At 47.1% G+C, this 26,102-nt stretch carries 19 protein-coding genes, 1 tRNA gene and 2 pseudogenes; 15 read left to right on the plus strand and 7 right to left on the minus strand.

Features of this window, described 5'->3' with window-relative positions; translation table 11 throughout:
• The first annotated feature begins 239 nt into the window (after positions 1-239).
• Complete coding sequence (locus RID09_RS18150) at positions 240-1,571, plus strand: STAND family AAA ATPase (RefSeq protein WP_446337328.1); 1,332 nt, start codon at positions 240-242, stop codon at positions 1,569-1,571.
• 228 nt (positions 1,572-1,799) lie between these two features.
• On the opposite strand, the gene RID09_RS18155 is transcribed toward RID09_RS18150, so the two are convergent.
• Together RID09_RS18155 and RID09_RS18160 are read right to left on the minus strand one after the other, a co-directional pair.
• Positions 1,800-2,075 carry a hypothetical protein gene (locus RID09_RS18155; RefSeq protein WP_446337329.1) on the minus strand — a complete coding sequence of 92 codons (276 nt, stop codon included), beginning with the start codon at positions 2,073-2,075 and terminating at the stop codon, positions 1,800-1,802.
• Between the two features lie 90 nt (positions 2,076-2,165).
• The gene (locus RID09_RS18160) at positions 2,166-2,744 is read right to left on the minus strand and encodes a Uma2 family endonuclease (protein ID WP_446337330.1); all 579 of its coding nucleotides are present in this window, start codon (positions 2,742-2,744) and stop codon (positions 2,166-2,168) included.
• A gap of 394 nt (positions 2,745-3,138) precedes the next feature.
• On the opposite strand from RID09_RS18160, the gene RID09_RS18165 reads away from it, so the two are divergent.
• Positions 3,139-6,414: an efflux RND transporter permease subunit gene (locus RID09_RS18165; RefSeq protein ID WP_446337331.1), complete on the plus strand. Its 3,276-nt coding sequence runs from the start codon at positions 3,139-3,141 to the stop codon at positions 6,412-6,414.
• A 137-nt stretch (positions 6,415-6,551) separates the two neighbouring features.
• Here RID09_RS18165 and RID09_RS18170 read toward each other — a convergent pair whose 3' ends face one another.
• The 3 genes and pseudogenes from RID09_RS18170 to RID09_RS18180 form a co-directional block, all read right to left on the minus strand.
• On the minus strand, positions 6,552-7,994 hold the full coding sequence (locus tag RID09_RS18170; RefSeq protein ID WP_446337332.1) for a DUF4335 domain-containing protein: 1,443 nt from the start codon (positions 7,992-7,994) through the stop codon (positions 6,552-6,554).
• Between the two features lie 64 nt (positions 7,995-8,058).
• Positions 8,059-8,685, minus strand: coding sequence for a DUF3038 domain-containing protein (locus RID09_RS18175; RefSeq protein WP_446337333.1), 627 nt, complete (start codon positions 8,683-8,685; stop codon positions 8,059-8,061).
• 31 nt (positions 8,686-8,716) lie between these two features.
• A pseudogene (locus RID09_RS18180) lies at positions 8,717-9,547 on the minus strand (RNA-guided endonuclease InsQ/TnpB family protein); the annotation flags it as partial.
• A 213-nt stretch (positions 9,548-9,760) separates the two neighbouring features.
• Here RID09_RS18180 and RID09_RS18185 point away from each other — a divergent pair.
• From RID09_RS18185 to RID09_RS18230, 10 genes and pseudogenes are all read left to right on the plus strand, one after another.
• Positions 9,761-10,279: an adenine phosphoribosyltransferase gene (locus RID09_RS18185; protein WP_446337360.1), complete on the plus strand. Its 519-nt coding sequence runs from the start codon at positions 9,761-9,763 to the stop codon at positions 10,277-10,279.
• 53 nt (positions 10,280-10,332) lie between these two features.
• A complete protein-coding gene (locus RID09_RS18190) occupies positions 10,333-11,397 on the plus strand; it encodes an ABC transporter permease (RefSeq protein ID WP_446337334.1) in 1,065 nt (354 codons plus the stop codon).
• A gap of 260 nt (positions 11,398-11,657) precedes the next feature.
• Positions 11,658-11,954 (plus strand): hypothetical protein, encoded by a 297-nt coding sequence (locus RID09_RS18195; RefSeq protein ID WP_446337335.1) that lies wholly within the window; start codon positions 11,658-11,660, stop codon positions 11,952-11,954.
• A gap of 427 nt (positions 11,955-12,381) precedes the next feature.
• Positions 12,382-14,253 (plus strand): alpha/beta hydrolase, encoded by a 1,872-nt coding sequence (locus tag RID09_RS18200; protein ID WP_446337336.1) that lies wholly within the window; start codon positions 12,382-12,384, stop codon positions 14,251-14,253.
• A 453-nt stretch (positions 14,254-14,706) separates the two neighbouring features.
• A tRNA-Phe gene (locus tag RID09_RS18205) sits at positions 14,707-14,779 on the plus strand.
• 83 nt (positions 14,780-14,862) lie between these two features.
• Positions 14,863-15,219 carry a hypothetical protein gene (locus RID09_RS18210; protein WP_446337337.1) on the plus strand — a complete coding sequence of 119 codons (357 nt, stop codon included), beginning with the start codon at positions 14,863-14,865 and terminating at the stop codon, positions 15,217-15,219.
• A 116-nt stretch (positions 15,220-15,335) separates the two neighbouring features.
• Positions 15,336-16,148: pseudogene (locus RID09_RS18215) on the plus strand (RNA-guided endonuclease InsQ/TnpB family protein); the annotation flags it as partial.
• Between the two features lie 181 nt (positions 16,149-16,329).
• Complete coding sequence (locus tag RID09_RS18220; protein ID WP_446337338.1) at positions 16,330-16,683, plus strand: YtxH domain-containing protein; 354 nt, start codon at positions 16,330-16,332, stop codon at positions 16,681-16,683.
• Positions 16,684-16,694: 11 nt separating this feature from the next.
• Positions 16,695-17,246 carry a DUF948 domain-containing protein gene (locus RID09_RS18225; RefSeq protein WP_446337339.1) on the plus strand — a complete coding sequence of 184 codons (552 nt, stop codon included), beginning with the start codon at positions 16,695-16,697 and terminating at the stop codon, positions 17,244-17,246.
• 176 nt (positions 17,247-17,422) lie between these two features.
• Positions 17,423-18,223 (plus strand): TPM domain-containing protein, encoded by an 801-nt coding sequence (locus tag RID09_RS18230; RefSeq protein ID WP_446337340.1) that lies wholly within the window; start codon positions 17,423-17,425, stop codon positions 18,221-18,223.
• Between the two features lie 742 nt (positions 18,224-18,965).
• Here the strand turns inward: RID09_RS18230 and pgeF are convergent.
• A complete protein-coding gene (gene pgeF / locus RID09_RS18235; protein WP_446337341.1) occupies positions 18,966-19,763 on the minus strand; it encodes a peptidoglycan editing factor PgeF in 798 nt (265 codons plus the stop codon).
• 63 nt (positions 19,764-19,826) lie between these two features.
• On the opposite strand from pgeF, the gene RID09_RS18240 reads away from it, so the two are divergent.
• Together RID09_RS18240 and RID09_RS18245 are read left to right on the plus strand one after the other, a co-directional pair.
• Positions 19,827-20,687 carry a biotin--[acetyl-CoA-carboxylase] ligase gene (locus tag RID09_RS18240; protein ID WP_446337342.1) on the plus strand — a complete coding sequence of 287 codons (861 nt, stop codon included), beginning with the start codon at positions 19,827-19,829 and terminating at the stop codon, positions 20,685-20,687.
• Between the two features lie 181 nt (positions 20,688-20,868).
• Positions 20,869-22,359 (plus strand): M23 family metallopeptidase, encoded by a 1,491-nt coding sequence (locus RID09_RS18245; protein ID WP_446337343.1) that lies wholly within the window; start codon positions 20,869-20,871, stop codon positions 22,357-22,359.
• A 136-nt stretch (positions 22,360-22,495) separates the two neighbouring features.
• Here RID09_RS18245 and ilvN read toward each other — a convergent pair whose 3' ends face one another.
• A complete protein-coding gene (gene ilvN, locus RID09_RS18250; protein ID WP_446337344.1) occupies positions 22,496-23,014 on the minus strand; it encodes an acetolactate synthase small subunit in 519 nt (172 codons plus the stop codon).
• A gap of 308 nt (positions 23,015-23,322) precedes the next feature.
• Between ilvN and RID09_RS18255 the strand changes: the two genes are divergently transcribed.
• Positions 23,323-26,076, plus strand: coding sequence for a valine--tRNA ligase (locus tag RID09_RS18255; RefSeq protein ID WP_446337361.1), 2,754 nt, complete (start codon positions 23,323-23,325; stop codon positions 26,074-26,076).
• Positions 26,077-26,102 lie beyond the last annotated feature (26 nt).

Raw genomic sequence — 26,102 nt, forward strand, 5'->3', positions numbered from 1 at the left:
CCCCACTCAGTTAGTTCTCTCCGTGCCGGAGCAAAAGGGGCAAGCCTTCGCCTCTGCCAAACTGCTGTACTCGACTCATAGCCAAAACGAGGCGAAGCCTTCCCCCTTCATCGGATTTCCACGACCCCTGAATCCTTACGAAAGATGAACTACAGCTCCATGTGGACTCACTTGTACGCAAGAATATAGTTCCAGCAAAGCCATTCCACATTTTGATGCTTCTTCAGTCTTTCGAGACAATGACTTCACACAGACTTGAACTTACTGCTTATGGACACTGTTATCAGTATTTGATCTACCAAGCACTAGAGCGTGTTCATGTAAAACAAACCGAAATTGATACATACTTCAATGTTTTATCAGAACTTGGGGGAGCAATTTTAGAGTCTTCCTCCGAGTCCACCGAGAGTCTTGATGAATCTGAATTGCATACATTCTTTGAAAAATATTCAAAGAATTTCCTTCCAGTTGATCAAAACAAAGTGATTGGAGATTTAGTCAATTCATTTATTCTACAACGCTCAGATAATATCTTAAAGTTTCGTTACCGTTATCTGTTTTACTTTTTTGCGGCAAAAAAAATAGCAGAATCTCTTCAAAAAGGAGAAGAAGCTAAAAAGAGAATAAAAAACTTAGTAAATAAAATACATCTTGAAAAGGCATCGAATATAGTACTTTTTCTTACATTTCATTCTAAAGATCCATGGATTATCGATGAGATTATACTTTCTGTGATGGATATCTTTTCTGACGAGAAAGCAGTAACACTAGAATCAGGTTCTCTATCTTTTCTTCAAGATTTTACTAAACAAATACCTGAACTTATTTTAGAAGAACGTGATGCCAGACAAGAACGGTTAAAACACGATAGGCAAAAAGACATTATTGAAGAACAACAAGAAGATCGCAATAGATATGTCGATGAGAATCAAGATCCATCAGAGTTGATAGAAAAAGTGAATAAAGTAGTCCGAGCCATTGAAGTCTGCGGACAAATTTTTAGGAATAGACTTGGTTCCCTAGAAAGAAGCCATCTAGAGTTAATCTATGAAGAATCACTCTCAGTTTCACTAAGATTCCTTAACGTATTTCTAAGATTTTCGGAATACGTGCGAGAAGAGTCAATCAGAAAAATAAAAAAGACAATAGAGCATAATCAAAATATTTCAGATTCAAAAATTATTCGGGAGATAGAGTATTTTTACTTAGGAATGAATTACCTGGTAATTTTGGGTATGCTTTACAAAATTTCGTTCTCTCTGGGATCTGCAAAAGGTCGTGAAATCTATATTAAAGTAACTGAAAGCAAAGGCAATCCTGCATGGCGATTGATTCAAGAAATTATTGAATTGCAGTTTGAGAAAAAAATAGATATTAATAAGATTGATAAATTGAACATTGAATTCTCAAAAAACTACATTTGCCAGCGTTTCTTAAAAGAGATTATTCTGCGTCACTGCTATATGCACGATATAGGATTTAGGGAGCGTCAGAAACTAGCAGATAAGCTCAATATTTCAATGCAGACACAGCGTTCAATTACAATGGCATCAAAGAGAACCCAGTGCTAGTTTGTAATCGTTAATCCGGATTTATCGCCACAATTGCCCAACAGTAACCATGAAATAACCAGTTTCTATTCGTAGGTCGCCCCTACAAGTTGTTCATTAACTCAGAAATAAAGTCTGAATCTTCATCGCTTGTCAAAAGTTGAATACATTGTTCGGCATTTAAATCTTAATGTCAACAACGGCAAAATCATTGTAATGCCAGCATCTTGCTCGCTACCCATTCCCAATTTAAATGCGTGACAGCTTAGAGTTGAGGAAAACCGTTAAAGTCTCTTTCCCGTCAGCCACCTGTCCAAACTGAGATAAAAAGCTTACGACTTCGACAGAAACAACCATCGGAGAACCGTCTAAGTCTAGCCGCGCCAAGATGCTATTCACTTGCACTACATTTGCCAACGCCTCTGCAACCAAGTCTGTGCGATCGCGCACATTGGCAAAGTCAGGTAAATTCTGAACAATGCGGGTGAGTTGTAGGAAGTCTGGCTGAGATAGCTGAATTGTCACAGTTACTACTCATACGGCAAGAAGACTGTTCTATTCTGGCTTAGGGTAATATTTAGTTATTACAGCTAGTATAATCCATCAGGTGTGCGTTTATTCGTCTATTTCAAAGACGACACCTTCATAGAGCAATTCAATCGGAAATTCAAATTCAATGCTGGATAGAGTGATGGTATCTCCCGCCTGGTAAGGATAGTAAAGCCACATTCTTCCCTCTCCGCGAGAGTAACGTTCGACAGAGATTGTTTCCGAGTCAATCAAGATATACTCTTGCAAACTGGGAATTGTCAAATAGTAAGTGAATTTTTCCCCTCTATCTTTAGCACTTGTACCAGGAGAGAGAACTTCTACAATAAGTTTAGGCTTTTGAATAAACTTGCGAGCGTTAAGGTCTTGAGGGTCGCAACTGACGATAACATCAGGATAGTAGTAAATGATCTTCGGACTCACTTGCACCTTTACGTCTGAGACATTAACCCGACAACCTCTGGAACCTAGATGAGGACGTAAGGCTGTGTAGAGATTCAGAGCAATATCGTTATGAGGAATCGTACTGCCTGTCATAGCAAAGACTTCACCCTTGACATATTCATAGCGAATCTCTTGCTGAGATTCCCATTCGAGATAGTCCTCAAAGCTCATTTTGGGCGATTTTTGGGGAGTGGCTATCATAACCAAAATTGTTCAAGATTGCTTTGATTGTAGCAGTAGGGGCAGGCTCAGTATCATGCGTGTCAACTTAAGCTGAAAAGTCCGGTGAGAGGGAGAGCCTGAATCATAGGGGTCAGTCGTCGGTACTCCGGCTGAGATAGCTGAACCGTTACCGTTGCTGCTCCTATAATGGTGTAAGTGTCGAGAGAATTTCTTGATTACCACAACTATTAACGTTTAGTGTGTACCCCAGGCATTAACTGACCTGGCAAAACTTTTTCTGCCACGTTAACGTTTTACAAAAGTTTACTTATTTTGATAAAATTTGTATATCTTAATACATTAATCAACCACGATTTCTGAACTGGTTTTCTAGTCCTAAGCCAATGATTGATTAATTAATCGCCAATAACCAATGACAAATAATCCATTAAGTATTAGTGCGATCGCGATTCGCCGCCATATCGGTACCCTCGTCTTAACCCTAGCGGTGATTGTGCTGGGGATATTTTTCATTCTCCAGATTCAGGTCGATTTATTACCCTCGATTACCTATCCCCGTATTGGTTTACGTTTGGGGGCGCCCGGTATCTCACCAGAGGTGGCGGTTGAGGAAATTACTAAACCCTTAGAAGAAGGATTAAGCGCGACTGAGGGCGTTGTCCAAGTCTTCTCCCAAACTCGCGAGGGACGGATCAGTTTAGACTTGTTTTTTCGACCAGGGGGTAATATTGACCAAGCACTGAATGATGCAACAGCGGCATATAACCGCGCTCAGTCTAATTTACCCGATATTATTGAGGAACCGCGTTTATTTAAATTTGACCCCTCTCAATTACCTGTTTATGAATTGGCGCTGAAATCTCCATCCCTAAAAGATGTGGATTTGCGCGTATTTGCGGATGAAGAACTCAGTCGTGAACTGAGTGTTGTTCCCGGAGTCGCCTCCGTGGATGTGTCTGGCGGGGTAACGGAAGAGGTCAGAGTTTTGATTGACCCGAATCGTTTACAGCGATTAGGATTAGGATTAACCGATGTCCTAGATGCCCTAGATGAGCGCAATCAAGATGTGGCGGGGGGACGGATACGGGGGGAAGAGTCAGAACCCTTGACGCGGACGATGGGACGTTTCCAAGATGCGGAAGAACTGCGGAATTTGTCCTTTGAAATAGACGATACAGACGCAACAAATCCTTCTCGTCGTGTCTATCTGCGCGATTTTGCTGAGGTTATTGATGGAACGGAAGACCAACGGGTATTTGTCTTTCTGAATGGAGAACCAGCGGTTAAACTTAGTATTCAGAAACAACCGGATGCGAATACCATCGAAGTTGTGAATGGGGTAAAAAAACGCATTGAACAGCTACGGGAATCTGGTTTAATTAAAGAGGATATTGAATTATTAGCCACCTTGGATGAGTCAATTTTCATCCAGAATTCTATTGCCAATGTGGCGAGTTCGGGGTTAGTGGGAGCCACGTTAGCGGCGTTTGCGGTGCTGTTGTTTTTGGGTTCATTGCGGCAAACCTTAATTATTGTAATTGCGATTCCCCTAGCCACCCTAGCCGCTGTGATTTTAATGCAGTTATTTGGCTTATCCCTGAACGTGTTTAGTTTAGGGGGATTGGCGTTAGGAGTCGGGATTGTCGTGGATAACGCGATCGTTATGCTAGAAACGATCGCAGCCGGGGTGTCTGATAATCCAGGTGTAGGGGCGGGTTTGACCGATACCATTGAAGAAAAAACCGATAACGGAACTAAACCCGCCCCGTCTCAATCCATCATTTCCCAAGCTGAACGGTGTTCCCAAGAGGTAGAATCAGCGCTCATTGCTTCCACCAGTACTAATTTAGTCGCTGTCCTACCCTTTTTGCTCATTGGTGGGTTTTTCTCCCTCCTGTTTAGTGAATTAATTTTAACCATTAGCTTTGCTGTCGCCGCCTCTTTGGTTGTCGCGTTGACGGTTGTACCAATGCTTTCGTCTCGCCTCTTGGCAATCCCTTGGTCAAGTGGCTTAAACCGATTTTGGCTATTGCAAGCCTTTAATCGTCGCTTTGCAGCCGCAACCCTTGGTTACAAAGGGTTCCTGGCGCGGGTGCTGCGGTATCGCCTTCTGGTAATCGCCCTGGCTGTTTTAATTCTAGGTGGGGGAAGTTTAGCCTTAGCTAGTCAAATTCCCCAAGAAATTCTGCCCCGAATTGATACCGGACAAGCCCGAATGTTTGCCCAATTTCCACCAGGAACTACCCTGGATCAGAATCGACAAGTGATGATGGCGGTGGATGATATTCTCTTAGCGCAACCGGAAGCCGAGTATGCGTTTACCACATCTGGCGGGTTTTTGTTTGGTGGGAATACATCAGAAAACCTGTTACGCGGGACGAGTACAATTGCGCTGAAATCTGATAGTAATGTCGAGACATTTATTGAACGAGTCAATCAGGAATTGCAGACGTTAAATTTAGTCCAAACTCGTCTGCGCCTGAGTCCCGGTGAAGTGCGGGGAATTATTTTAAGTAATTCGCCGGTGCGCGGGGCGGATTTAGATATTGGATTACAGGGGACAAATACGCAGCAATTAGAAGCCGCAGGGCGTCAAGTGTTAAAGGCGTTAGATGAGCGCGTTACCTTAGCAGCGTTTCGCCCGGATGCAGATGATCGCCAACCCGAAATTCAGATTCGTCCCGACTGGGAACGAGTCGCCCAATTGGGTTTAACCGCCCAGGAAATTGGCGATACGATTCAAACCGCGATCGCAGGTTCGGTATCGACTCAGTTACAACGGGGCGATCGCTTGGTCGATGTGCGGGTACAGCTTGATCAAGCGGCGATTCAGCGCGTGTCTCAGATCAAAGAATTACCCCTATTTACCAATAATAATCGTCAAATTTACTTAGGTGATGTAGCGGCGATTGATCAAGGACAAGCGCCGGGTGAAATTCAGCGGATAAATCAGCGCCAAGTGTTCTTAATAGCGGGGACATTAAATGAAGGTGCAACCTTGAGTGAGGCGTTAGCGGAAACTGATGCGGTGTTAGCCGAATTAGATTTACCAGATGGTGTATCTATTTTACCCAGTTCCGCTAGTGAAACCAATCAGCAACTCCAAAATTCACTGAAGGTGCTGGGAGGATTAGCCGCGTTTATGGTGTTTGTGGTCATGGCGGTGCAGTATAATTCCCTGATTGACCCCTTGGTGATTATGCTGACTGTACCCCTCGCCTTAGCCGGGGGAATTTTGGGACTGTATCTCACCCAAACCGCCATGGGCGCAACGGTTCTAGTGGGGGCGGTACTCCTGGTAGGGATTGTGGTAAATAACGCGATCGTGATGGTCGAGTTTGCCAATCAAATTTATGAGCGAGAAAAGGTTGACCGCAAAACAGCGATTTTGCAAGCCGCGCCTCAACGTTTACGACCGATTTTAATGACCACAATTACCACCGTTTTAGGCTTGTTTCCTCTGGCGCTGGGGATTGGGCAAGGGTCAGAGTTTTTACAACCGTTAGGTGTGGTGGTATTTTCGGGATTGTCCCTAGCAACTGGATTGACGCTATTTATTATTCCCTGTTTCTATACATTGCTTCATGATAGTTTTGGGGATAAGAATAGGAAAAAAAGAATGAAGGGAAGAACAGGGAAAAAGGTAGAGGTAACAGAGAACAGAGGTAAGACTAGAGCATCAGTGTAGTAATAGCCGTTAGAAGAAAATTATAATTGTTATAACCCGCGAAGGCGGGTTTGGTCTGTGTAGCTGCGGTTTAAACCGCCCAGCTTGATTCTCCCGCGATCGCACTTAAGGCTGGTGGGCATTGCCCACCCTACTCATCAGAATCCCCGTAAAGGACTAACTTCCAGCACACCATTCGGCTTAAACACCACCTGAAACTGAGCTAAGGGTTGGTCGGGAACAAATCCAGTTTCCTCACTGCCAATACCAGCCGCTTCTGGGTCAGCTAAATCTGCCAACGGTGTTTCCGCTACATAATCCCAAGCTGGTTGATTGGTCGGTTCGTAGTCCGCGATCGTGCCATCTTCAGTGACAGCCACTCGGTAATTTAATGGTCTTCGTGATAACGGTGTTCCTTCCCACCGTTCGTCTAACGTGCTGTAGAGTTGATTATTTAATTGTCTCAGTAACCTCCGCTCCGTGATTTCGGGTCCTAAACCAGGTTCTTCCTGATAGCCTTGCCAAGGACTGATTTGCAACACACCACCTGGGGTAAATACCACCCGGAACAGAGCAAAGGTTTCTCGGCTTGCTGTACCGCCTTCTGTGGGAATATAGCTCAACTCCGGTAAGGGAGTTTTTGCCGCACTATCAATAGGCGTATCATCAACAGGTTTATACCCTAGAATATCTCCGTCTCCGCCAACCGTAACCTGATACTCTAAATTCTGATTTAACCCTTCCCGGTTATCCCATTCTTGATTGAGTTCTCTGTGCAGATAACGCTTCAAATAACTCAACTCCGTTGGATTCGTAATCTCTCGAGTTGAGGTTAATTCGTCCTCCAGTTCAGCCGCCGAAGGGGGACTTGAGGTGGGGGTTGGGGTGACTTGACCTGGGCTATCTGGGGTTGGAGACGTTGTTTCCGTGACATCAGACTCAGAGGCTGGCTTGGGAGGACGCACTTCTGGGACGGGTACAAAGAATAAAGCCAACGCTGCTACAGCTAAACTCGTCACACCAATCGCAGTGGGTGCGGTTCGCTGGGCGACGGATTGGTCAGCTTTGCGATACCGTCGGGAAATCGGTTGTAAGGGTACAGCCAGATCAGGCAACGTGTGCTGATCCGCGAGGAACTGATCGATCGCCTCAACCAAATCAAATAGCTGTACCGTTGTCAAATCAAGCTGTACAGGATTTTTGCCATCTATCCCTCCCGCAGAAGTCCCTGATGCGCTATGGGAATCAGAAGTAACACCCGAAAGAACTTCTGCGGTTTGCCCCACCCTTAAATGGTGCAAGTTTTTATCCGGAAGTTGTTGTAACTGCACCAAAGGTGGTTTAGCGCCATCAAGTTGAGGGTGAGGGACGTGACTCAAAAATTCTTGAGCATACCGATTGACAGACTCAACCAAGCTCTCAAAAAAATCTCGTCCGCCGCTAATGGGCTGCGGCTGACCCATAAAACGGCATTCTGCATTAACCAGAATCGTCATCAGCGGGCGAGCATCAAGCTGGTCTCCCCCCCCTGCGGTTGTATCACTTAATCCCTCTAGAATCAGCGTACAGTTGGGCAAACTGTACTGGCGTCGAATTGTCATCGTTTTTTCCCTATGGAACCCACAACTATAGCTACGGACGCTCTCAACCTCTGGTTCGGATCATTCATCCAACTTCTCCATCAAACAAACTAATCCAAAATCGCTGCATACCAGAGGTTCCTGTACAAAACAGCAACTGAGCTAACAGCGACAATGCTAGCTCATTTAACTTTTCATCGGTATTGTACACAGAGACCTTTGCCCTTCGTGGGTTCATCCGGCTACGGAAATGCGCCCGGAACCGCTCTAGATAGGAGGACAAGCGAAAATGTTGTTCGATGGGAACCTGCTTTTGACTCAGTTGTTCGTAAGCCAGAAGCAGTTGTCGAATCACAACCGTCATGCGGCGAGCCAGATAACTGGCTATAATCACTAAGGCTTTAGCTTCTTCTAGATTCAGCGGACGGCGCGTGTGAGAGCGTCGCAAGGGATTGGTGCAGCGTAGACGCCAAAGAACCACACGATTATTGATAATGTCCTGAAGTTCTAGCTGTTTGGCGACTAGCAGCATCGCTTCAGAACCTCCCAGTTCCAACGCTTCAATGGCAAGTAAAATCAGGTCAATCTGCTGCCGACTTCGTGACGGGCATCCCCGATCTGAGATACCGGGATCGGGTAAATTATCTAAAATTACGGGATGGGATGGAGCAGTAGAACTGTTTGTCGGCATTACGCTTACAGAAAGAATCATTCTAAGTAGCGATTGTAGGTGAACTCGTCTTCTATACAGAAAGAATTTGCAAGTGAACTACCCAACACTGACCTGATCCTTTGTGATCCTTCGCTCTTCTCAGGACAGGAGGTGTAGTGTGGGCTTCTAGATTCAGGGGGGAATACCTCATGAGAGATTTACGTCCGCTCTTGGGTCTTACTTCCCCTCCACTAGCACAGACGGCTGTTCCATCCGCCTGTAATATTCTGATACCTTCTGCTCTAATATGGGTCGAGGCGTTACTATCTCTATGATGATGAGTCCCACAGCTCGGACAAGTCCACTCCCAATACTGCTCGGATAAGCCTTGAGCAGAAGGGCAGGTAGGTTGGGTTGAGGTAACGAAATCCAACGTTTTACTGGGTTTGTTGGGTAACGCTTGCGCTCTACCCAACCTACAATTTTTCTTAACCGAGCAGTATTGAGTCCGCTCCCTCATCTCCAGTGGCATCTCATCAACCTGGTAGTAGCAGTTAGAGCAACGTTTAGAGCGAGGAAACCATCTATCAATCTCAACTAACTTACCGCCCTTTTTCTCAAGCTTGTAAGATAGGAAGTTAATTAATATTCCCCAACCCACATCAGATATTGCCTTGGTTAGCTTATGGTTACAAACCATGCCCTTGACATGCAGATTCTCTACTACAACAACTTGATTTTTGTTGATGAGCTTACGAGAAAGCTGATGTAGAAAATCCTGTCGTGAGTTACTAACTTGGTTATATACCCTAGCTACGACTTTTTTATATCTGTTCCGTGAATTACCCACCTTCTTTTTTTTAGCTAATTTCTGCTGTTTACACTTTAGGTTTTTCTCATGTTTGGCTAAATGTTTAGGATTTACGTCGTTAAGTACAACCAGACTTTGACGACTTTACGCAGCACTTCATATAACCTCCTTATTGTCTATGTTACCATTACCACTTAGCTACAGTCGGTGTTAACACACTTACTGATTCGCCCTTTCCGATGCCATCATGGCACAAGGACTCACCATTGGTCTGCTTCCTTCCATTTAATTGTTAAACTGTTTAGTCAAGCCCCTTATCTACCTATGGATTTAAAGTCGCTGATTCGGGATATTCCAGATTTTCCTAAACCTGGAATCATGTTTCGGGATATCACCCCCCTGCTGCGCCACCCAGAGGGTCTACGCTACACGATTGACATCCTGGCTCAAACCTGTAAAGAAGCAGGACTCACGCCAGATTATGTCGTCGGGATGGAATCCCGTGGCTTTATTTTTGGTCCTCCCCTCGCCTATCAACTCGGCGCTGGGTTTATCCCTGTCCGTAAACCCGGTAAACTCCCATCCGCCGTGCATACCATTGAATATGAACTCGAATATGGTATGGATCGCTTAGAAGTTCATCAAGATGCCTTTGATTCCGGTTGTCGTATTCTGATTGCCGATGATTTAATCGCTACAGGAGGCACCGCCGCCGCTACCGCCAAGCTGGTGCAAAAAATTGGCTGTGAACTGGTGGGCTTTAGTTTTATCATCGAACTAAGGGATTTACAGGGGCGTCAGAAGCTGCCTGATGTGCCGGTTGTTACCTTGATTGAGTATTAAGGGCATGAGCAATGGGTGATGGGTTACATTCTTCAGTAAAGCAATAAAGACGAATGACTTCTTCAACACAGGATTCTTCAATTCGCCATGGCTTAAATGAGGCGTGGGCGGGGTTCATCCGGATTGTCTCCAGTGAGACGTTTCTCTACATCGTCAAACGTCTCTTGCAAGCCTTATTAACCTTATTTCTGGCATCGGCGCTCAGTTTTGCCATCATTCAATTGTCACCGGGCAATTACTTGGATACCCTGCGGCAAAATCCCCAGATTTCCCCGGAACGCATTGAGGAACTCCGACAGCAATTTGGCTTGGATCAACCTGCCTACAAACAATATTGGCGTTGGCTGGTGCGAGTTGTGACTCAGGGAGATTTTGGTGAGAGTTTTGTTTATTTTCGTTCCGTATCATCCCTACTATGGGAACGCATCCCAGCCACCTTACTGCTCGCCATTTCCTCGATTATTATCACTTGGGCGATCGCGATTCCTTTGGGGATTATTGCCGCCGTCAAGCAAAGCCGCTTTGCCGATCGCGCCTTACAGGTGATTAGCTATACCGGTCAAGGCTTTCCTAGCTTTATTACTGCCCTGTTGCTGCTCATTATCGCCCAATACACCTCACCGCTTTTTCCGGTGGGTGGCATGACCAGTATTAATCATGCCGATTTGTCACCCATTGGTAAAGTCCTCGATATTGGATGGCACATGATTTTACCAACCCTTGCCCTCTCAATCACGAGTTTTGCCGGACTTCAACGAATTACCCGAGGGGCAATGTTGGATGTTTTGCGGCAAGATTATATCCAAACAGCCCGTGCCAAGGGACTTCCAGAAAATCGGGTGATCTATGTCCATGCCTTACGGAATGCGGTTAATCCCCTGATCACCATCCTGGGTTTTGAATTTGCTAGTTTGTTAAGTGGTGCGTTTATTGCCGAATTTTTCTTTAATTGGCCCGGTTTAGGACGGTTGACGTTACAAGCCGTCACCGCCAAAGACACCTATCTGGTGATGGCAGCCTTGATGATGGCGGCGGTGATGCTGATTGTCGGTAATTTACTCGCTGATTTGCTGCTCAAATTTGTTGATCCGCGCATTCGCCTAGAAAATCTTAAATAATCGGAATATGAATTATAAATCCCCTGTTCCTTGACCAAGAACGTCGCTTACATATCAATGCTCGAATAAAGGACAAATTTTACCCTTCGCTACCCTCGATGAAACCTGATTTGTAAAGGCGGGTTTAGGGGCGGGTTTAGTCGCATCTTTTGTGAGGGAAGAAACGATAAGAGTGAAAAGAACCACTACAGAATGCATGAAGCACGACGTAGCTTGCTTCTCGCGAAGCGAGTATGATAAATGACAAATGACCCATCAAAATGTTTAGCCAAATCTATTACTTAATTCTTTCTCGAGTTGACGGGCGCTATCTTGCTGCCAAACCTACCCCTAGGGATAGTGAGATGGGAGCAGGGTACTTATTGATGTTTCGCGAACAGTTTGAAGCCCTCAGCTATCTGAATACCCACGCGGCTGATCTGAGCGATCGCTTTGCCGTTGAGTCTGTTTCCGGAACTCAGTTAAAAGGATTGCTCCAACGCTGGGGATTTCATGGCGTGGGTATTGTGCAAGACCCCCTGATTCCCAAAATAGAGTTTCTCTCTTATGAGGGGTGATATCAATCGCTTCGTTCTAAGGATAGATATTTTCAGCAGATTCTTAAAAAAAATAATTCAACATGGCTCTAAATTCTATCTTTAGATTAGCTACAAGACTGATGCCATTAGTCCAAAATGAACGAATATATTATCGCTCAACCAATATCCTGACAATCATAATCTGAGATTGATGACTGTAATGCCTGTAGCCGAATCTTGTACATGCCTCACCACAACAAACAACCGTTGGGCGGTTGCTTTTTTGCATCAGATGGTGTAATAAAGGAAGCCGTAATACCGCTTGACGACGTGCTTTGTAGGGAAAGCAGATGTATTTTTTAGCGATCGCAGCAACAAGGCAACGGAAACTTATACATAAGGCGTTGGGTCGCTTTAATTGAAACTCTTTATCTTTCAACTTACACCCCAGTCAAATCAGGACATTATGACGTTTCAAGTCAATCGGTTTGATAGCCAAGACTCTCGGCGTACTCAACCTAGAAAAGGAGTGAAGTCCAGAGGGCTAATCCAAAAACTAAAACACTATATCTTTTTATTGGGCGTAGGAATTTCTTGGGGAATCGCCACCCCCCTGAATGCGGCTGAACGAATCACCTTGCAATTAGGACCGTTTCAGCAATTGGTGGCAATCGAGGATCTAGAAACATGGGCGCAAACGGGTCAGTTACCGCCAACTCTCACACCCTACCGTTCCTTACTCACCCCCCAAGTCCAGCAGGTACTCAACAGACGCCTGCAACTCGACCCCAATCTGGCTGAGAAATTTATCAATGACTTGCTGCTTTCAGCCGATGGCGCCCGCTTACTGGATCAAATTGGTGGGGTACTTCCTGATAGCAGTCTCGATCAGTTAAAAGCCGCTCTATTTTTAGCTGCACGCCAAGCGAATGGATTGTCGGTGCTAAGTTTTTTAAGAGCTTACCCGGAGGAGACAGTCACGATCAATGCCTCATCTGCGATCGCGATTGTTTTGCAAATGAATAGACCTTACTTACAAAGTCAACTGGTCAATCCGATCCTGGAGGAGGAACTCACTGTTGCGGATACCCCAGAGTTTTCGGCGGACTTTGATCCGACGGTGACCGGTTATCAATATGTACGGGAACGAACTCTGAGGCTACGCGATCCCGATCGCGATCGTTCTATTCCTGTAGATATTTACTGGGTTGGTGATACTTCAGGACCTTTGGTCATTCTCTCCCACGGTTTTGGTTCTGACCGCAAATTTTTAACCTACCTAGCGCGTCATCTGGCGTCTAATGGTTTAACCGTTGCGGCTATAGAACATCCCGGCAGTAATTTTAGCTGGCTCAGTGGGGTTTCTCTAAGCGGTAACATTGGGGAGGTGCTACCCCCATCAGAGTTTATCGACCGTCCTAAGGATGTCAGCTTTGTCTTGGATCGTCTGGCGAGAATTAATCAAGGCTATGGAGCATTCCGGGGCAAATTGAATACGGAACAAGTTACTGTTATCGGTCACTCTCTAGGCGGCTACACGGCTTTAGCTTTAGCAGGAGGACAACTAAACCTAGAGGAATTGCGACAATTTTGTCACAAGCGTAGTCCTCTAGAACGCTCACCCGCTGACTGGTTTCAATGTTCCGCCACAGACTTACAGGAAGACAAGGTGGAGTTACGCGATCGGCGGGTGGTTCAGGTGATGGCTCTTAATGCCGTCACTGGACATTTATTTGGCAATACGGGTCTAGCTGAGGTAGAAATTCCTACTTTGATGTTAACGGGAACCGATGACGCGATCACTCCCTCTCTGGAACACCAACTTCGAGCCTTTGATCAGTTAAGCGGACCTAAGTATCTGCTGGTGGCGCTGGGGGGGACTCACTTAAGTGTGACAGATCGCGCCAGTCTCAATGAAGCGATAACTAACAGTACGTTGGTGAGGGAACTAACGGATAAAGAAGCAGAACCCCTGCGCCAGCTTTTTCGAGGTGTGAGTTTAGCCTTTATTAAACAGCTAACCCCTGAAGCCCCACTCTATAAACCCTTCTTGACACCAGCTTACGCCCAATCTCTTTCGAGTCCCAGCTTATCCCTACGCCTGAGTACTCAACTCCCGCCAAGCTTAACCACTTGGTTCCAAGTGTTAACCGTGAGTAACCAGAAGATTGCCATCCGCTTCCCCACCCTAAATCACGGTGCGATCGGGACGCTTTTTTCACCCTTTGCCAACTCTCCCAAGGTTCTTACCCAGACAGATTGCTGCACAGGACAACTTAATCAGATTTTTACGAATTTCATGAATACCTATAATCGGCGTTTAACGGGTATTAGCTAACCGCTTCTATCCCTTGCCAGCTTAAACTACACCCTCTAGAGCGTCGAGCCAGTAACCACTGGTGAACTGCTCAGGCTTCTACGAAGTAAGCCTGAGCTTCTGATCTCACAGGGGAATGCCTCAGCTTGGGCTTACGTCCTAGATGCTAAGATAACCATAGATTGCTTCCGTTCCTCTATAAATCCGCTGTCTATCCCTACCCTACTTCGCCCTTGGGTAGAGACTTCCGCGTCACGTTAACCGGGATAAGAAGTACCGGGACTAGCGCTCTAGGAGATTTCAGATGTGGACTCGATTGGCTTAATTGTACGCTATTGATATATAATTAAAGGCTGGCGATATTAAACGCTCTGACCCCAGGTAGGCTAAATAAAATTTATTTGTGATCGGACTTGCCAACACTTGGTTAAGTTTGCTACCTTAGTTAAGCGAGTTAAGCGCCAAGGATAACAAGCCGGGATAGCTCAGTCGGTAGAGCAGGGGACTGAAAATCCCCGTGTCGGCGGTTCAAGTCCGCCTCCTGGCATTCCCAAAAGCTTATTTATATAGATTTAGGTAGGGCGAGAACGGTTAGTATCCTGGAATTAATGGTGCATCTGTTTGATATAGATGCGACAGTTCACTGCCCAATCCCTAAACATGCTAATTGTTGTTATAATTTTCAATCTGCTGATCTCGCTATTTGGTTTTTATCTGGCGTGGCGGATTTGGAAGTTACGACGGGTGCTAGCAGCGGCGGCTGATATTGTCGCCTTGGCTGAACGAAGTACCTATAGGGTCTTACATGGCGCTCCCCAAGCCATCTCTAGAGGGCAGATCGGTGTCCATGGATTAAAAAAACGCTATCAGCATTTAGAGTTTCAGTTACAACGAGTGCAGCGGGTCTTGATGGTGTTGGGCTTGATCCAAAAGACCTATCGGTCTAGGCGACGCCGTCATGGGAAGCGATCGCCTGCCAAAAGTTGAAAACTCTGAACCTTGCGCCAATTTCCCCCCTTTATCAAAGTCCGGCAAGAAGACCTACATCATAATCTAAGATTTGATGTGGGATGAATCGTCAGTAATTGAGTTAAAATTGCAGCATGATAACTCTAAACTACTGCTACCGGATCTATCCAGACGTCGCTCAACAAAGGTTGATAACCGAGTGGCTGGAAGTCTGTCGTGGTACATACAACTATGGACGGCGACAAATCAAGGATTGGTGCAATAGTAGAAAGACTCCAATTGATAGGTGTTCTCTAGTCAAGGAGTACATAACCCCCGCCGATGAACCGTTTCCAGACGAGTACAGGCAGATAAACAGTTTGCCTAAAGCCAAGAAACAGTACCCTCAACTGAAGAAAGTGCCATCCCAAGTATTGCAGCAAGCGATTAAGCAGTTGCATAAAAGTTGGGAATTTTTCACAAAAAGAGGGTACGGGCTTGCGAGGTTTAAGAAATACGGGCAGGTTAAATCCTTACTGTTTTCCCAGTTCAAGGAAACTCCGGTAATTGGCAATCAATTAAAGCTGCCCAAACTAGGGGCAGTAATAATCAACCTGCATCGCCCGATACCCGATGGATTTAAGGTGAAGCAGGTGCGGCTGGTACGCAAGGCAGATAAGTGGTACGCGGTACTGGCAATTCAATGCAATGTAGACGTACTAGACTTTGAGCCGACGCCAGGGGGAAACGCCATCGGGGTGGATATTGGGTTAGAAAAATTTTTGGCAACCAGCGACGGTGAAATTGTCGAGCCAGCAGGCTTTTTCAGAGAACTACAGAGCAAGTTGAAATTACTGCAACGTAGGCTAGCCCGGAAAAGTAAGCGGTCAAGTAACTACGAAAAAGCCCGGTTAAAGGTAGGCTGGACACATCACCAAATCGCTAACACTCGCAAGGACTTCCATTATCATACTTAGAAGCCCTCACTATATTTTTAGAAATTAGTGAGGGAGAATGTCACGCTACAAGGGAGCTATCGAGAACACAAGTTAGCTGTGATCTGCGTTCTTGAGCAGAGTCTTCAGGGATTTCTCATCAAATTCCCCGAGCAAATCTGCCTAAAATTGGTGTAAGGATAGAGATCAAACGATGTCAAAAAAGAGTGCTGGAGCATTTATTGGGGGTTTAGTTGTGGGGGGTGTCATTGGCACTCTAACCGGATTGCTAATTGCCCCGCGTCCAGGTCGGGATACACGACGGTTGTTGAAAAAGTCCACAGATGCCCTACCTGATTTGGCTGAAGATCTATCAACAACTGTACAATTACAAGCCGATCGCCTTTCAGAATCTGCCCTACGCAACTGGGATGGAACCCTGACACGACTGCGAGACGCGATCGCAGCCGGACGAGAGGCTTCCGCCCGGACACGAGACGAACTCAACTCGTCTCCATCTGACGTGGGGACTGAATCCCCCATGTCCGCTTCTGACCATCAAGTGTAGGCAACCTGTCGGTGATTGATCCTCTATTTTGGCTCGGACTATCCATTTTATTAGTAGCGGTGAGCTTAACGGCTGTTTTAGTGGCAGCATTACCGGCGCTGCAAGAGCTAGCACGAGCAGCCCGTAGTGTGGAAAAGTTAGCGGATACGCTGCGGCGGGAATTACCGCCAACTTTAGAGTCGATTCGCCTGACGGGTTTAGAAATTAGTGATTTGAGCAATGATATGAATGAGGGCGTTAAAAGCGCCGGTCAAGTGGTGCAACAAGTTGATCAAAGCATCCAGGGTGCAAAAAATCAGGCGAAAAAAGCGCAAATCGGCACTCGTAGTGTTGTCGCCGGTGTCAAGGCGGCTTGGAAAACCTGGAGGAACCCTGCTACTAGGCGTCGCTCCCTTGATCGCTTACCTCTGTCTGAACGCAAGGCTGTTGATCTGCAAAAACAAGATGCTGAACTGGATAGGGTTGAACCGCAGTATGAGCGTTCCTACGAGGAAATTCAGGATAATGCTCCTGTTCCTCGGCAATATGAAGGTATCAAATCTTCTGAGGAACCCTTGGAGTAGGAGTGATCCTGGAGCGGAGGGGCTTCAGGAGCAGCGGAGCAAATAAAGGACGAATGACGAATGACAAATCCCAAATATTAGAGTAAAGTAAACAAGTGTAAAGAAATCTTTACCTTAACCTGACCTTATCTCCCGTTTAAGATATCCCGTCCCTGTCCATTGTTTTGTGTATCGCAATGCTGGATCTTTTAAAACGATTTTTGGTAATCTTGGCAGCATTTTGTATTGCTGGCTCTGTTTGGGCGATCGCACCATCCGCCCAGGCTTATAACAACCCAGACCTACTCCCGAAAACCCAGACTCCCATTATTGATTTGGCGAATCTGCTGCCTCAGCTTCAGGAAGAAGCCCTAATTCAAGACATAGAAACCTTTGAAGCACAAACAGGTTGGAAGCTGCGGGTATTAACCCAATATGACCGTACACCCGGTTTAGCCGTTCGCGATTACTGGGGACTCAATGATAAAAGCGTTTTACTGATTGCTGACCCACGAGGCGGTAATCTGTTGGGCTTTAATGTGGGCGACGATTTATATCAATTTCTACCTCGTACCTTTTGGGTAGAACTACAGACACGCTTTGGTAACCTCTACTTTGTACGCGAGAATGGGGAAAACCAGGCAATTGTCAATGCATTAGATACGGTTAAAACTTGCCTAAATAAAGGTGGATGTCAGGTTGTTCCAGGCTTGCCTCAAGAACAGTGGATTCTCACCCTGATTACCTCCTTGGTAGGTGGTGTGGTTTTAGGATTTGCGGCGATTCCTCGCAAAGATGGACAACTTGTGGCTTGGCAATGGGCGTTAATCTTTTCTCCCTTGTGGGGTATTCTGTTCATTGCTTTCGGAATCGGTCCAGTTGTCACTCGAACGGCTGAATGGTTGCCCTTATTCCGAAATGTCCTGGCTTTTGCACTAGGGGCGTTAGTGGCTTACCTGTCACCATTTATTGGTCAAACGACAGCGTCGGAAATGTAATTATGGGTTGGCTGAATCAGTAATAACTTGGTTGGGGCGCATGTCTATCCATGCTTGTCAACTTAAGCCACAACCCTTGCCAATCCTACATTTTCAGCGAGGGTGCCCCCTGCTCCCAGACGTGCCATGGCACGTCTCTACAAACCCTACTCCCCCTGCTTTTAGCGCTTAAGTTGACACCAATGATGTCTATGCGCCCTGATCATGTCTGCTTGCTGCTCTGGAGCCTTAGCTAACGCCGGAAGCCCCACGCCATACCTGTACCCAGGTTGGCGTTGGGATGGATAGGCGGTCAATCGATGGGGTTCAATACCCCTGAGATTGACAACTTGCGTATCAGTTCACGGATAACATCGGACTGGGTTCTCTCCGTTACTTGGCAAAATCTAGCTAGGTGTTCATATTCCCTATCTGATACTCGTGTTGTCACTTGCTTCATAGTTGTCAATCTGCTTTCCAATTGCTACTATGATACCGTACAGGTTAATCAAATAAAGCTAACCGCTTCCTGTACGCTGCACCTTGACAACCTGGAATATGAGGTTCCGTCCAGTAACAGGCTACACGTAGTCGCATCTGTGGACGGGTAAAATTCCAGCAGTACAAAGGATGAACAAAACTTTGTATTGTTCCGGCGCGGAGGGGCATCCCGTGTCGTCAGTAAAGCCAAGAGTCTCCTAAGCGATAGCCGGATTGTCTTGGAAGCCTGCACCATACTGTACTCAGTTGGTGTGGGAATATGTCACTTGCTGACAATTCCTGACCACTGCACATTTTTTTGCTGAGTGCGACGATAGGAGAAGAAATACTCCGGTTGCTGATAGGTACAGTGAGACGCGATCGCAACTTGCTCGTGATCTAAGCCGAGTTGTTCGAGTTGTATCGCGTTCACCCGTCGCACATCTAAGCGGACTCGTCCCGGATGGGGATCATCGAAAATGGGGGAATGGGGAAGCTGCTGTAATTCATCCAAAATCGATTCAGGGGTATTTGTTTTATCCTTAGGGATAATAGTAGAACCCACTTCTATGGCAACGGTTTCCGAGACTTGATACACTTCTGGCGCGATCGCAGGTCCCATGGCAACCCGGAGATTTTCTAGGCGGCTACCTACCTCCAGGAATCGCGCGATCGTATTTGGCACAATTCGAGTCGCGGTTCCTCGCCATCCCGCATGAATAGCCGCGACTCGTCCCGTTTTTTCATCTCCAATCAGCACAGGCGTACAGTCAGCCGTGCAAACCCATACAGCTTGCTGGGGCTTTTCAGTGAAGATACCATCAGCCGCAGGTTTTTCAGGTGTCTGATTCTCCCCTTGACCAACTGCACCAATCGTGATAAATTCCGACGGCGTTAAGACAGTATTGCCATGAACTTGGCGCACCCGATAAACCGTCGCTTCGGGTTGCAGGGCTTCAACGATTTGGTCAGGGGGACGGGGTGAAAAAGCGGAGGTGAAAAAGCCATGATGCCAAGGTTCTAGAAGGCTACAGGTTAGATACGGTAAGTTGTCCCAAGTTTGCCAGTGCCACGTATGCATTGTTCAGGATAAAAGGGTAGAAGAGCACTACAATAAGCTAGCTTAGCTAACCTTTAAGCTGTAGTGGTACTTAATCAACAAGCTCTGGAAATAGCCATCCAAACCGTCACGCAACAGTTATCCCATTCTGGACTCCCAGGACTTCAAGAAATCCGAGGGCTTCCCGTCTATTTATTTGATAGCCTCTCGTCTACAAATCAAACCCTTTGGGAATTGCTGGATAGAGGAACAACACCGCCCATCGTGGTTATCGCCGATCAACAGACGGCTGGACGAGGACAGTGGGGACGGCAATGGCAATCGGCTCCGGGTGGGTTATACTTATCCTTGGCTTTAACCACTAATTTGGCAGCATCCAATAGCGCCCAGCTCACAATGTGCAGCGCTTGGGGCGTTGCTACCGCGTTGAGAAGCTATGGTATTCCCGTCCTGATTAAATGGCACAATGACCTGCTGTTGCTGGGCTATAAGTTAGGTGGAATTCTTACCGAAACCCGCCTATCTCAGGGGCAAATCACCAAAGCTGTTATCGGTATAGGCATTAACTGGAGCAATCCTGTGCCAGAAACAGGGATTAATTTACAATCCTTTTTTGAGACTCAACCAACGAGTCCAGCCGTAACCTCAATAGAAATGTTAGCGGCAATCGTGATACAGGGATTGCGATCGGGGTATCACTACGGGTTAGAATCAGGCATTGACAATTTACGGTTGTCCTATCAAGGGTTACTGTTTCATCAGGGAGCCTCGATTCAGGTCAACGGAAATCCTGGCATCGTCAAAGGAGTCACGTCAAGGGGTGATCTAAGGGTTGGGTTGACCTCAGCTGATGCAACGGATGCAAATGCTGACGCCGCAATCAGTCCAGAAATTCACCTCAAGCCCGGTACAATTAGTCTGGGTTATCCTCAAGACGTGCCTTGAATGTCCTTGTCTGTCAAACGTCAACAAATCAGCTTGGAGTCGCCAATGTTACTGGGTTAAGACGCTTCAGTTTATGGTTTTGATTAATGAATCGGTGTTCTAGTCCAATTAAATCCCTTTAAATTGACTGAAAATTTTTACTCGATATTGATAGACAGTGAGGATGAGGAGTGAGTCGCAAATGAATAAAAAAACCGTCGCCAATTCCACCCCAACGGGCGTATTTTACCGATATCCCTGGCTTAAGCAAGGAATCAGTTTGATGGGAGGGCTGGGTGTGATCAGTAGTGGTCTAGTCGTTGCTCAAACCGATGCACCAATAGATACAGGTATAGCCCCAGCTGCACCGCCTGCTCCCCCTGTAATTAAATTTACCCCACCGCCCCCAGCACCTCCAGCCCAACCTAAACCCGCAGCGCCAGCAGTCGTTGTCGCCCCCCCAGCACCTGCACCTAAACCCGCGTACCAACCGCCTGCTCCCCCTGCCCCTAAACCCCCAGCCCCCGCACCGGTTAGTGTGAGCAAGCCTCCAGCACCTGCTCCGGCTCCCGCCGCACCTACACCAACAGTGGCGACACCCCCGGCTCCCAAACCAAGACTTGACGCGCCGAATCTATCGATTCCAGCTCCCGCCACCCTAGCCAAACCCCCGAAAGTTATTATTAATCCTTCCCCCACTCAGGAAGCCGCTCAAACCCCAGCCGCACCGAATAATAGCTATATTGACCGGACAAACTACAGCCTGGGCGCAACCCAAAGTCCTGCCAAACCAGCCGTGATTCTTACCGAGCGGTCAACGGGTTGTCAAACGGTGTCGCGCAATGGACAACTGGTGAGTGGGAGCTGTGGAGGTCAAGCTGCGCCAAGACAACAAACACAAACGGTTCAGGCGGGAGTTCAGAGGGGAGTTCAGGCGGGGGTTCAGGCGGGACGCATTCAACGTCAACCCCATCAACTCCCAGGAGGAACTGGAACCCAAATAACTCGACTCCCTGCACCTCCGGTTGCATTCAACGCCCGTGTGAGTCCGCCAGTCAGGTCAGTTCAACGGGTGACAGCGTATGTGAATCCTCGGAGCAGACAGTTTACTCGCCCTCCTGGTGTCTCCTCTATGCCCACAACGGCATCACCCAAAACCACTCCCACGGGTCTGACTTACTATAATTTCTCTAACCGACCTCTAGGGCGTCCTCTAGTCGGCAATGCCAGCTTTATCTTTCCCTTAACCATTCCGGCGGCAATTACCTCAGTATTCGGTTGGCGGATGCATCCAATCGCTGGGGCTTATCGTTTCCATTCCGGTACAGATATAGCCGCCCCGACAGGTACACCTGTTTTGGCTGTTGCTCCTGGTGAGGTGGCGACGGCTGATTTCTTGGGCGGCTACGGACTGACGGTGATCTTGCGCCATGAGGAAGGCACTCAAGAAAGCCGCTATGCTCACCTGTCGGAAATTTTTGTTCAACCCGGTGAATCGGTGGATCAAGGCAGTGTTATCGGGCTTGTCGGTAGTACTGGTTTTTCTACCGGTCCCCATCTCCACTTTGAGTGGCGTCACCAAACCACCGATGGCTGGGTGGCGGTTGATGCTGGCGCTCATTTAGAATATGCTATGGCTCAACTGATTGAGGCGCTGAAGGTGGCGCAGGCGATCCAGCAACCGGACTCCTGAATATACAGGTAATGTAGAGACGTTGCATACAACGTCTCTACATTCACAAGGGGCAGGTTCTGTACAAAGGTTTAGCGCCTTATTCAAGGCATCAGAAGCCCACGCTGTCCCGTAAGGGCAGCTCTGGGTACGTCACCTAGACTTTGGCTTCCAGAGACTTGAGATATTCGGTATTGACACCGGATTCGCGGATCAGGGCGATTTTTCCAGTCCGGGCTATTTCCCGAAGTCCGAACTTGCTTAAAATCTGGATAATCGCGACCATTTTTCCAGGGTCTCCCACAACTTCGATCGTCAGGGAATCCTCGGCAATATCCACCACCCGCGCCCGGAACACTTGGGCGAGTTCAATGATCTCTGATCGCGTGGAACTGGTGCCGTTGACTTTGATCAGCATCAATTCCCGCTCAACACAAGGGGTGGTGGTAATGTCTTGAACTTTGATCACGTTGATCAGTTTGTAGAGTTGCTTGGTTAGTTGCTCAATCGATGGCTCATCCCCAGGCACTACCATCGTAATCCGTGAAATCCCAACTTTTTCAGCAGGACCTACGGCGAGACTTTCAATATTGAAGCCGCGACGGGCAAATAAACCAGCGATGCGAGTTAAGACACCGGCTTCATCTTCGACTAAAACTGAAAGGGTGTGTTTCATCAGCTAACACCAAAATGGCACAAAGGCAATTGCCTCTTGCTTATGTATAATCGGGTCTTGGCTTGACACTCTCCGGTCTAAAGACACGGAGATTCTGCTGACGGAACGTATACGTTCCCGCTGCGACTGTCAAACGTCGCCTAAACAGGCTTTTATATCTTACCTTGGTCTGAAAAAATAACAAGACTTCAGTCCGGATAAATTTGTCATTCGTCAGGGTCAGTGACCCGATTTAGCCGAATAATCTCCCTGAACCCCAAACCCCGTCGTCGGGTATGGCAAAATTAAACGTAAAACCCACGATTTCCATGACAGCAACCACTCCCTCCCTACCCACTCAATACGATCCCACGACCACTGAAGCCAAATGGCAGACATTCTGGGAAGAACAGGGTGTCTTCCAAGCCCACCCTGAACAAGGTGGTGAACCCTATTCCATGGTGATTCCACCGCCCAACGTCACGGGTAGCCTGCACATGGGTCACGCCTTGGGACAAACGATTATGGATATCCTCGTCCGCTATAACCGGATGAAGGGGTGTAATACGCTGTGGTTACCGGGGACTGACCATGCGAGTATTGCGGTTACCACGATTTTAGACCGAAAACTGAAAGCAGAAGGCAAGACTCGTCAAGAGGTGGGACGGGAAGATTATTTAAATCGCGCTTGGCGATGGAAGGAGGAATCAGGGGGTTGGATTGTTAACCAATTGCGTCGCTTAGGCGTGTCGGTGGATTGGTCGCGGGAACGGTTCACTATGGACGAAGGTTTGTCTAATGCAGTACTTGAAGCCTTTGTCCAACTCTACGACGCTGGACTGATTTACCGGGGTGAATATATGGTGAATTGGTGTCCCCAGTCTCAGTCGGCGGTTTCGGATTTGGAGGTGGAAAATAAGGAGGTTAATGGACATCTGTGGCATTTTCGTTATCCCCTGACTGAGGGAAATGGGTCAGTGGAAGTGGCGACAACTCGACCTGAAACGATGCTGGGTGATACAGCGGTGGCGGTTAATCCCCAAGATGAACGCTATCAGCATTTAATTGGCAAAACCTTAACCTTGCCGATTATGGGGCGAGAGATTCCGATTATTGGGGATGAGTTGGTTGACCCTAGCTTCGGTACGGGGTGCGTGAAAGTGACCCCGGCTCATGATCCCAATGACTTTGAGATGGGCAAACGCCATGACTTGCCGTTTATTAATATCCTGAATAAAGATGGTACGCTCAATGAAAATGCTGGGTCTTTTCAAGGACAAGACCGATTTGTGGCTCGGAAAAATGTGGTGCAGCGACTAGAGGCGGATGGATTCCTGGTCAAGATAGAAGATTATCACCATACTGTTCCCTATAGCGATCGCGGCAAAGTCCCCGTTGAACCTCTATTATCTACCCAATGGTTCGTTAAGATTCGTCCCCTGGCTGATAAAGCGCTCGAATGGCTGGATCAGCATAACTCCCCCGACTTTGTTCCTGAACGCTGGAAAAAAGTTTACCGAGACTGGTTAGTAAAATTAGAAGACTGGTGCATCTCTCGCCAACTCTGGTGGGGACACCAAATTCCGGCTTGGTATGCGGTGAGTGAAACCGGGGGAGAAATTACCGATAGGACACCGTTTATCGTGGCTCACAATGAAGCCGATGCTCAAGAAAAAGCAATATCACAATTTGGCGAAGATGTCAAGCTCATCCAAGAACCCGATGTTCTCGACACTTGGTTTTCATCCGGCTTGTGGCCCTTCTCAACTATGGGTTGGCCCCAACAGACGCCGGATTTAGAGACGTATTACCCCACCACCGTGTTAGTTACAGGCTTTGATATCATATTCTTCTGGGTTGCCCGGATGACGATGATGGGGGGTTATTTTACGGATCAAATGCCATTCCAAACCGTTTACATCCACGGCTTAGTCCGGGATGAAAATAACAAAAAGATGTCCAAGTCGGCAAATAATGGTATTGATCCGCTGATCCTGATCGAGAAATATGGTACAGATGCACTCCGTTATACCTTAGTCCGAGAAGTCGCCGGTGCGGGTCAAGATATTCGTTTAGAGTATAATCGCCAGACCGATGAGTCGGCGTCAGTGGAAGCCTCGCGCAACTTTGCCAATAAACTGTGGAATGCGGCGCGGTTTGTGATGATGAATCTAGATGGCAAACCTCCCCAAGGGTTGGGTTCGCCACTGGAGAAGGAAAGGGATAAATTAGAATTAAGCGATCGCTGGATTCTCTCCCGCTTTTATCAAGTTGTCACTCAAACCCGTCAACAACTAGAGGGTTACGGTTTAGGAGAAGCCGCCAAAGGACTCTATGACTTTATCTGGGGTGACTTTTGTGACTGGTATATTGAACTGGTTAAACAACGGTTGCGACAAAAAGGAACTCAATCGCGGCAAATTGCCCAGCAAACCCTGGCATACATCCTCGATGGTATCCTGAAACTCCTGCATCCCTTTATGCCCCATATTACCGAAGAAATCTGGCATACCTTAACCCAAAAAACGGATGAATGTTTGGCGCTGCAACCTTATCCCGCCCTGCCCGACTCGGAAGCAGAATCAGGCGGATTCCCTATTGATCAACAACTGGAAAACCAGTTCGAGTTATTAATTGGGACAATCCGCACCATCCGTAACCTGCGTGCAGAAGCTGGGATTAAACCTGGGGCAAAAGCACCCGTGATTTTGCAAAGTGAAAATCCTGATGAACGTGAGATTTTAGACAAAGGTGAATCCTACCTGCAAGACTTAGGCAAAGTCGATACCTTAACCATTGTGCCAGCCTTAGAGGAAGAACTCAAAACCACAATGGCGGGTGTGATTGGCACCATTCAAGTGATTATTCCGCTAGCGGGTTTAGTCGATGTCGAGACACTTCGCGCTAAGTTAGAAAAAGACCTCAGCAAAATCGATGCCGAAGTCAAATCTCTATCTAGTCGTTTGGCGAATCAAAACTTTGTCAACAAAGCCCCCGCCCCTGTTGTGCAGGGCGCTAAGGATGCATTGAGTGAGTCTGTGCATCAAGCCGAAATTTTGCGCGATCGCCTAAAAAGACTCTAACTCTAAAGCGATGATAAATTATTCCT

Source organism: Coleofasciculus sp. G1-WW12-02 (assembly GCF_040219735.1).
Taxonomy (GTDB): Bacteria; Cyanobacteriota; Cyanobacteriia; order Cyanobacteriales; family Coleofasciculaceae; genus Coleofasciculus.

Excerpts from the sequence above, each read along its gene's own strand:
- RID09_RS18150 (WP_446337328.1), top strand. The coding sequence starts at position 240 with ATGACTTCACACAGACTTGAACTTACTGCTTATGGACACTGTTATCAG.
- RID09_RS18160 (WP_446337330.1), bottom strand. The coding sequence starts at position 2,744 with ATGATAGCCACTCCCCAAAAATCGCCCAAAATGAGCTTTGAGGACTAT.
- RID09_RS18165 (WP_446337331.1), top strand. The coding sequence starts at position 3,139 with ATGACAAATAATCCATTAAGTATTAGTGCGATCGCGATTCGCCGCCAT.
- RID09_RS18170 (WP_446337332.1), bottom strand. The coding sequence starts at position 7,994 with ATGACAATTCGACGCCAGTACAGTTTGCCCAACTGTACGCTGATTCTA.
- RID09_RS18175 (WP_446337333.1), bottom strand. The coding sequence starts at position 8,685 with ATGATTCTTTCTGTAAGCGTAATGCCGACAAACAGTTCTACTGCTCCA.
- RID09_RS18185 (WP_446337360.1), top strand. The coding sequence starts at position 9,761 with ATGGATTTAAAGTCGCTGATTCGGGATATTCCAGATTTTCCTAAACCT.
- RID09_RS18190 (WP_446337334.1), top strand. The coding sequence starts at position 10,333 with ATGACTTCTTCAACACAGGATTCTTCAATTCGCCATGGCTTAAATGAG.
- RID09_RS18195 (WP_446337335.1), top strand. The coding sequence starts at position 11,658 with ATGTTTAGCCAAATCTATTACTTAATTCTTTCTCGAGTTGACGGGCGC.
- RID09_RS18200 (WP_446337336.1), top strand. The coding sequence starts at position 12,382 with ATGACGTTTCAAGTCAATCGGTTTGATAGCCAAGACTCTCGGCGTACT.
- RID09_RS18210 (WP_446337337.1), top strand. The coding sequence starts at position 14,863 with ATGCGACAGTTCACTGCCCAATCCCTAAACATGCTAATTGTTGTTATA.
- RID09_RS18220 (WP_446337338.1), top strand. The coding sequence starts at position 16,330 with ATGTCAAAAAAGAGTGCTGGAGCATTTATTGGGGGTTTAGTTGTGGGG.
- RID09_RS18230 (WP_446337340.1), top strand. The coding sequence starts at position 17,423 with ATGCTGGATCTTTTAAAACGATTTTTGGTAATCTTGGCAGCATTTTGT.
- pgeF (WP_446337341.1), bottom strand. The coding sequence starts at position 19,763 with ATGCATACGTGGCACTGGCAAACTTGGGACAACTTACCGTATCTAACC.
- RID09_RS18245 (WP_446337343.1), top strand. The coding sequence starts at position 20,869 with ATGAATAAAAAAACCGTCGCCAATTCCACCCCAACGGGCGTATTTTAC.
- ilvN (WP_446337344.1), bottom strand. The coding sequence starts at position 23,014 with ATGAAACACACCCTTTCAGTTTTAGTCGAAGATGAAGCCGGTGTCTTA.
- RID09_RS18255 (WP_446337361.1), top strand. The coding sequence starts at position 23,323 with ATGACAGCAACCACTCCCTCCCTACCCACTCAATACGATCCCACGACC.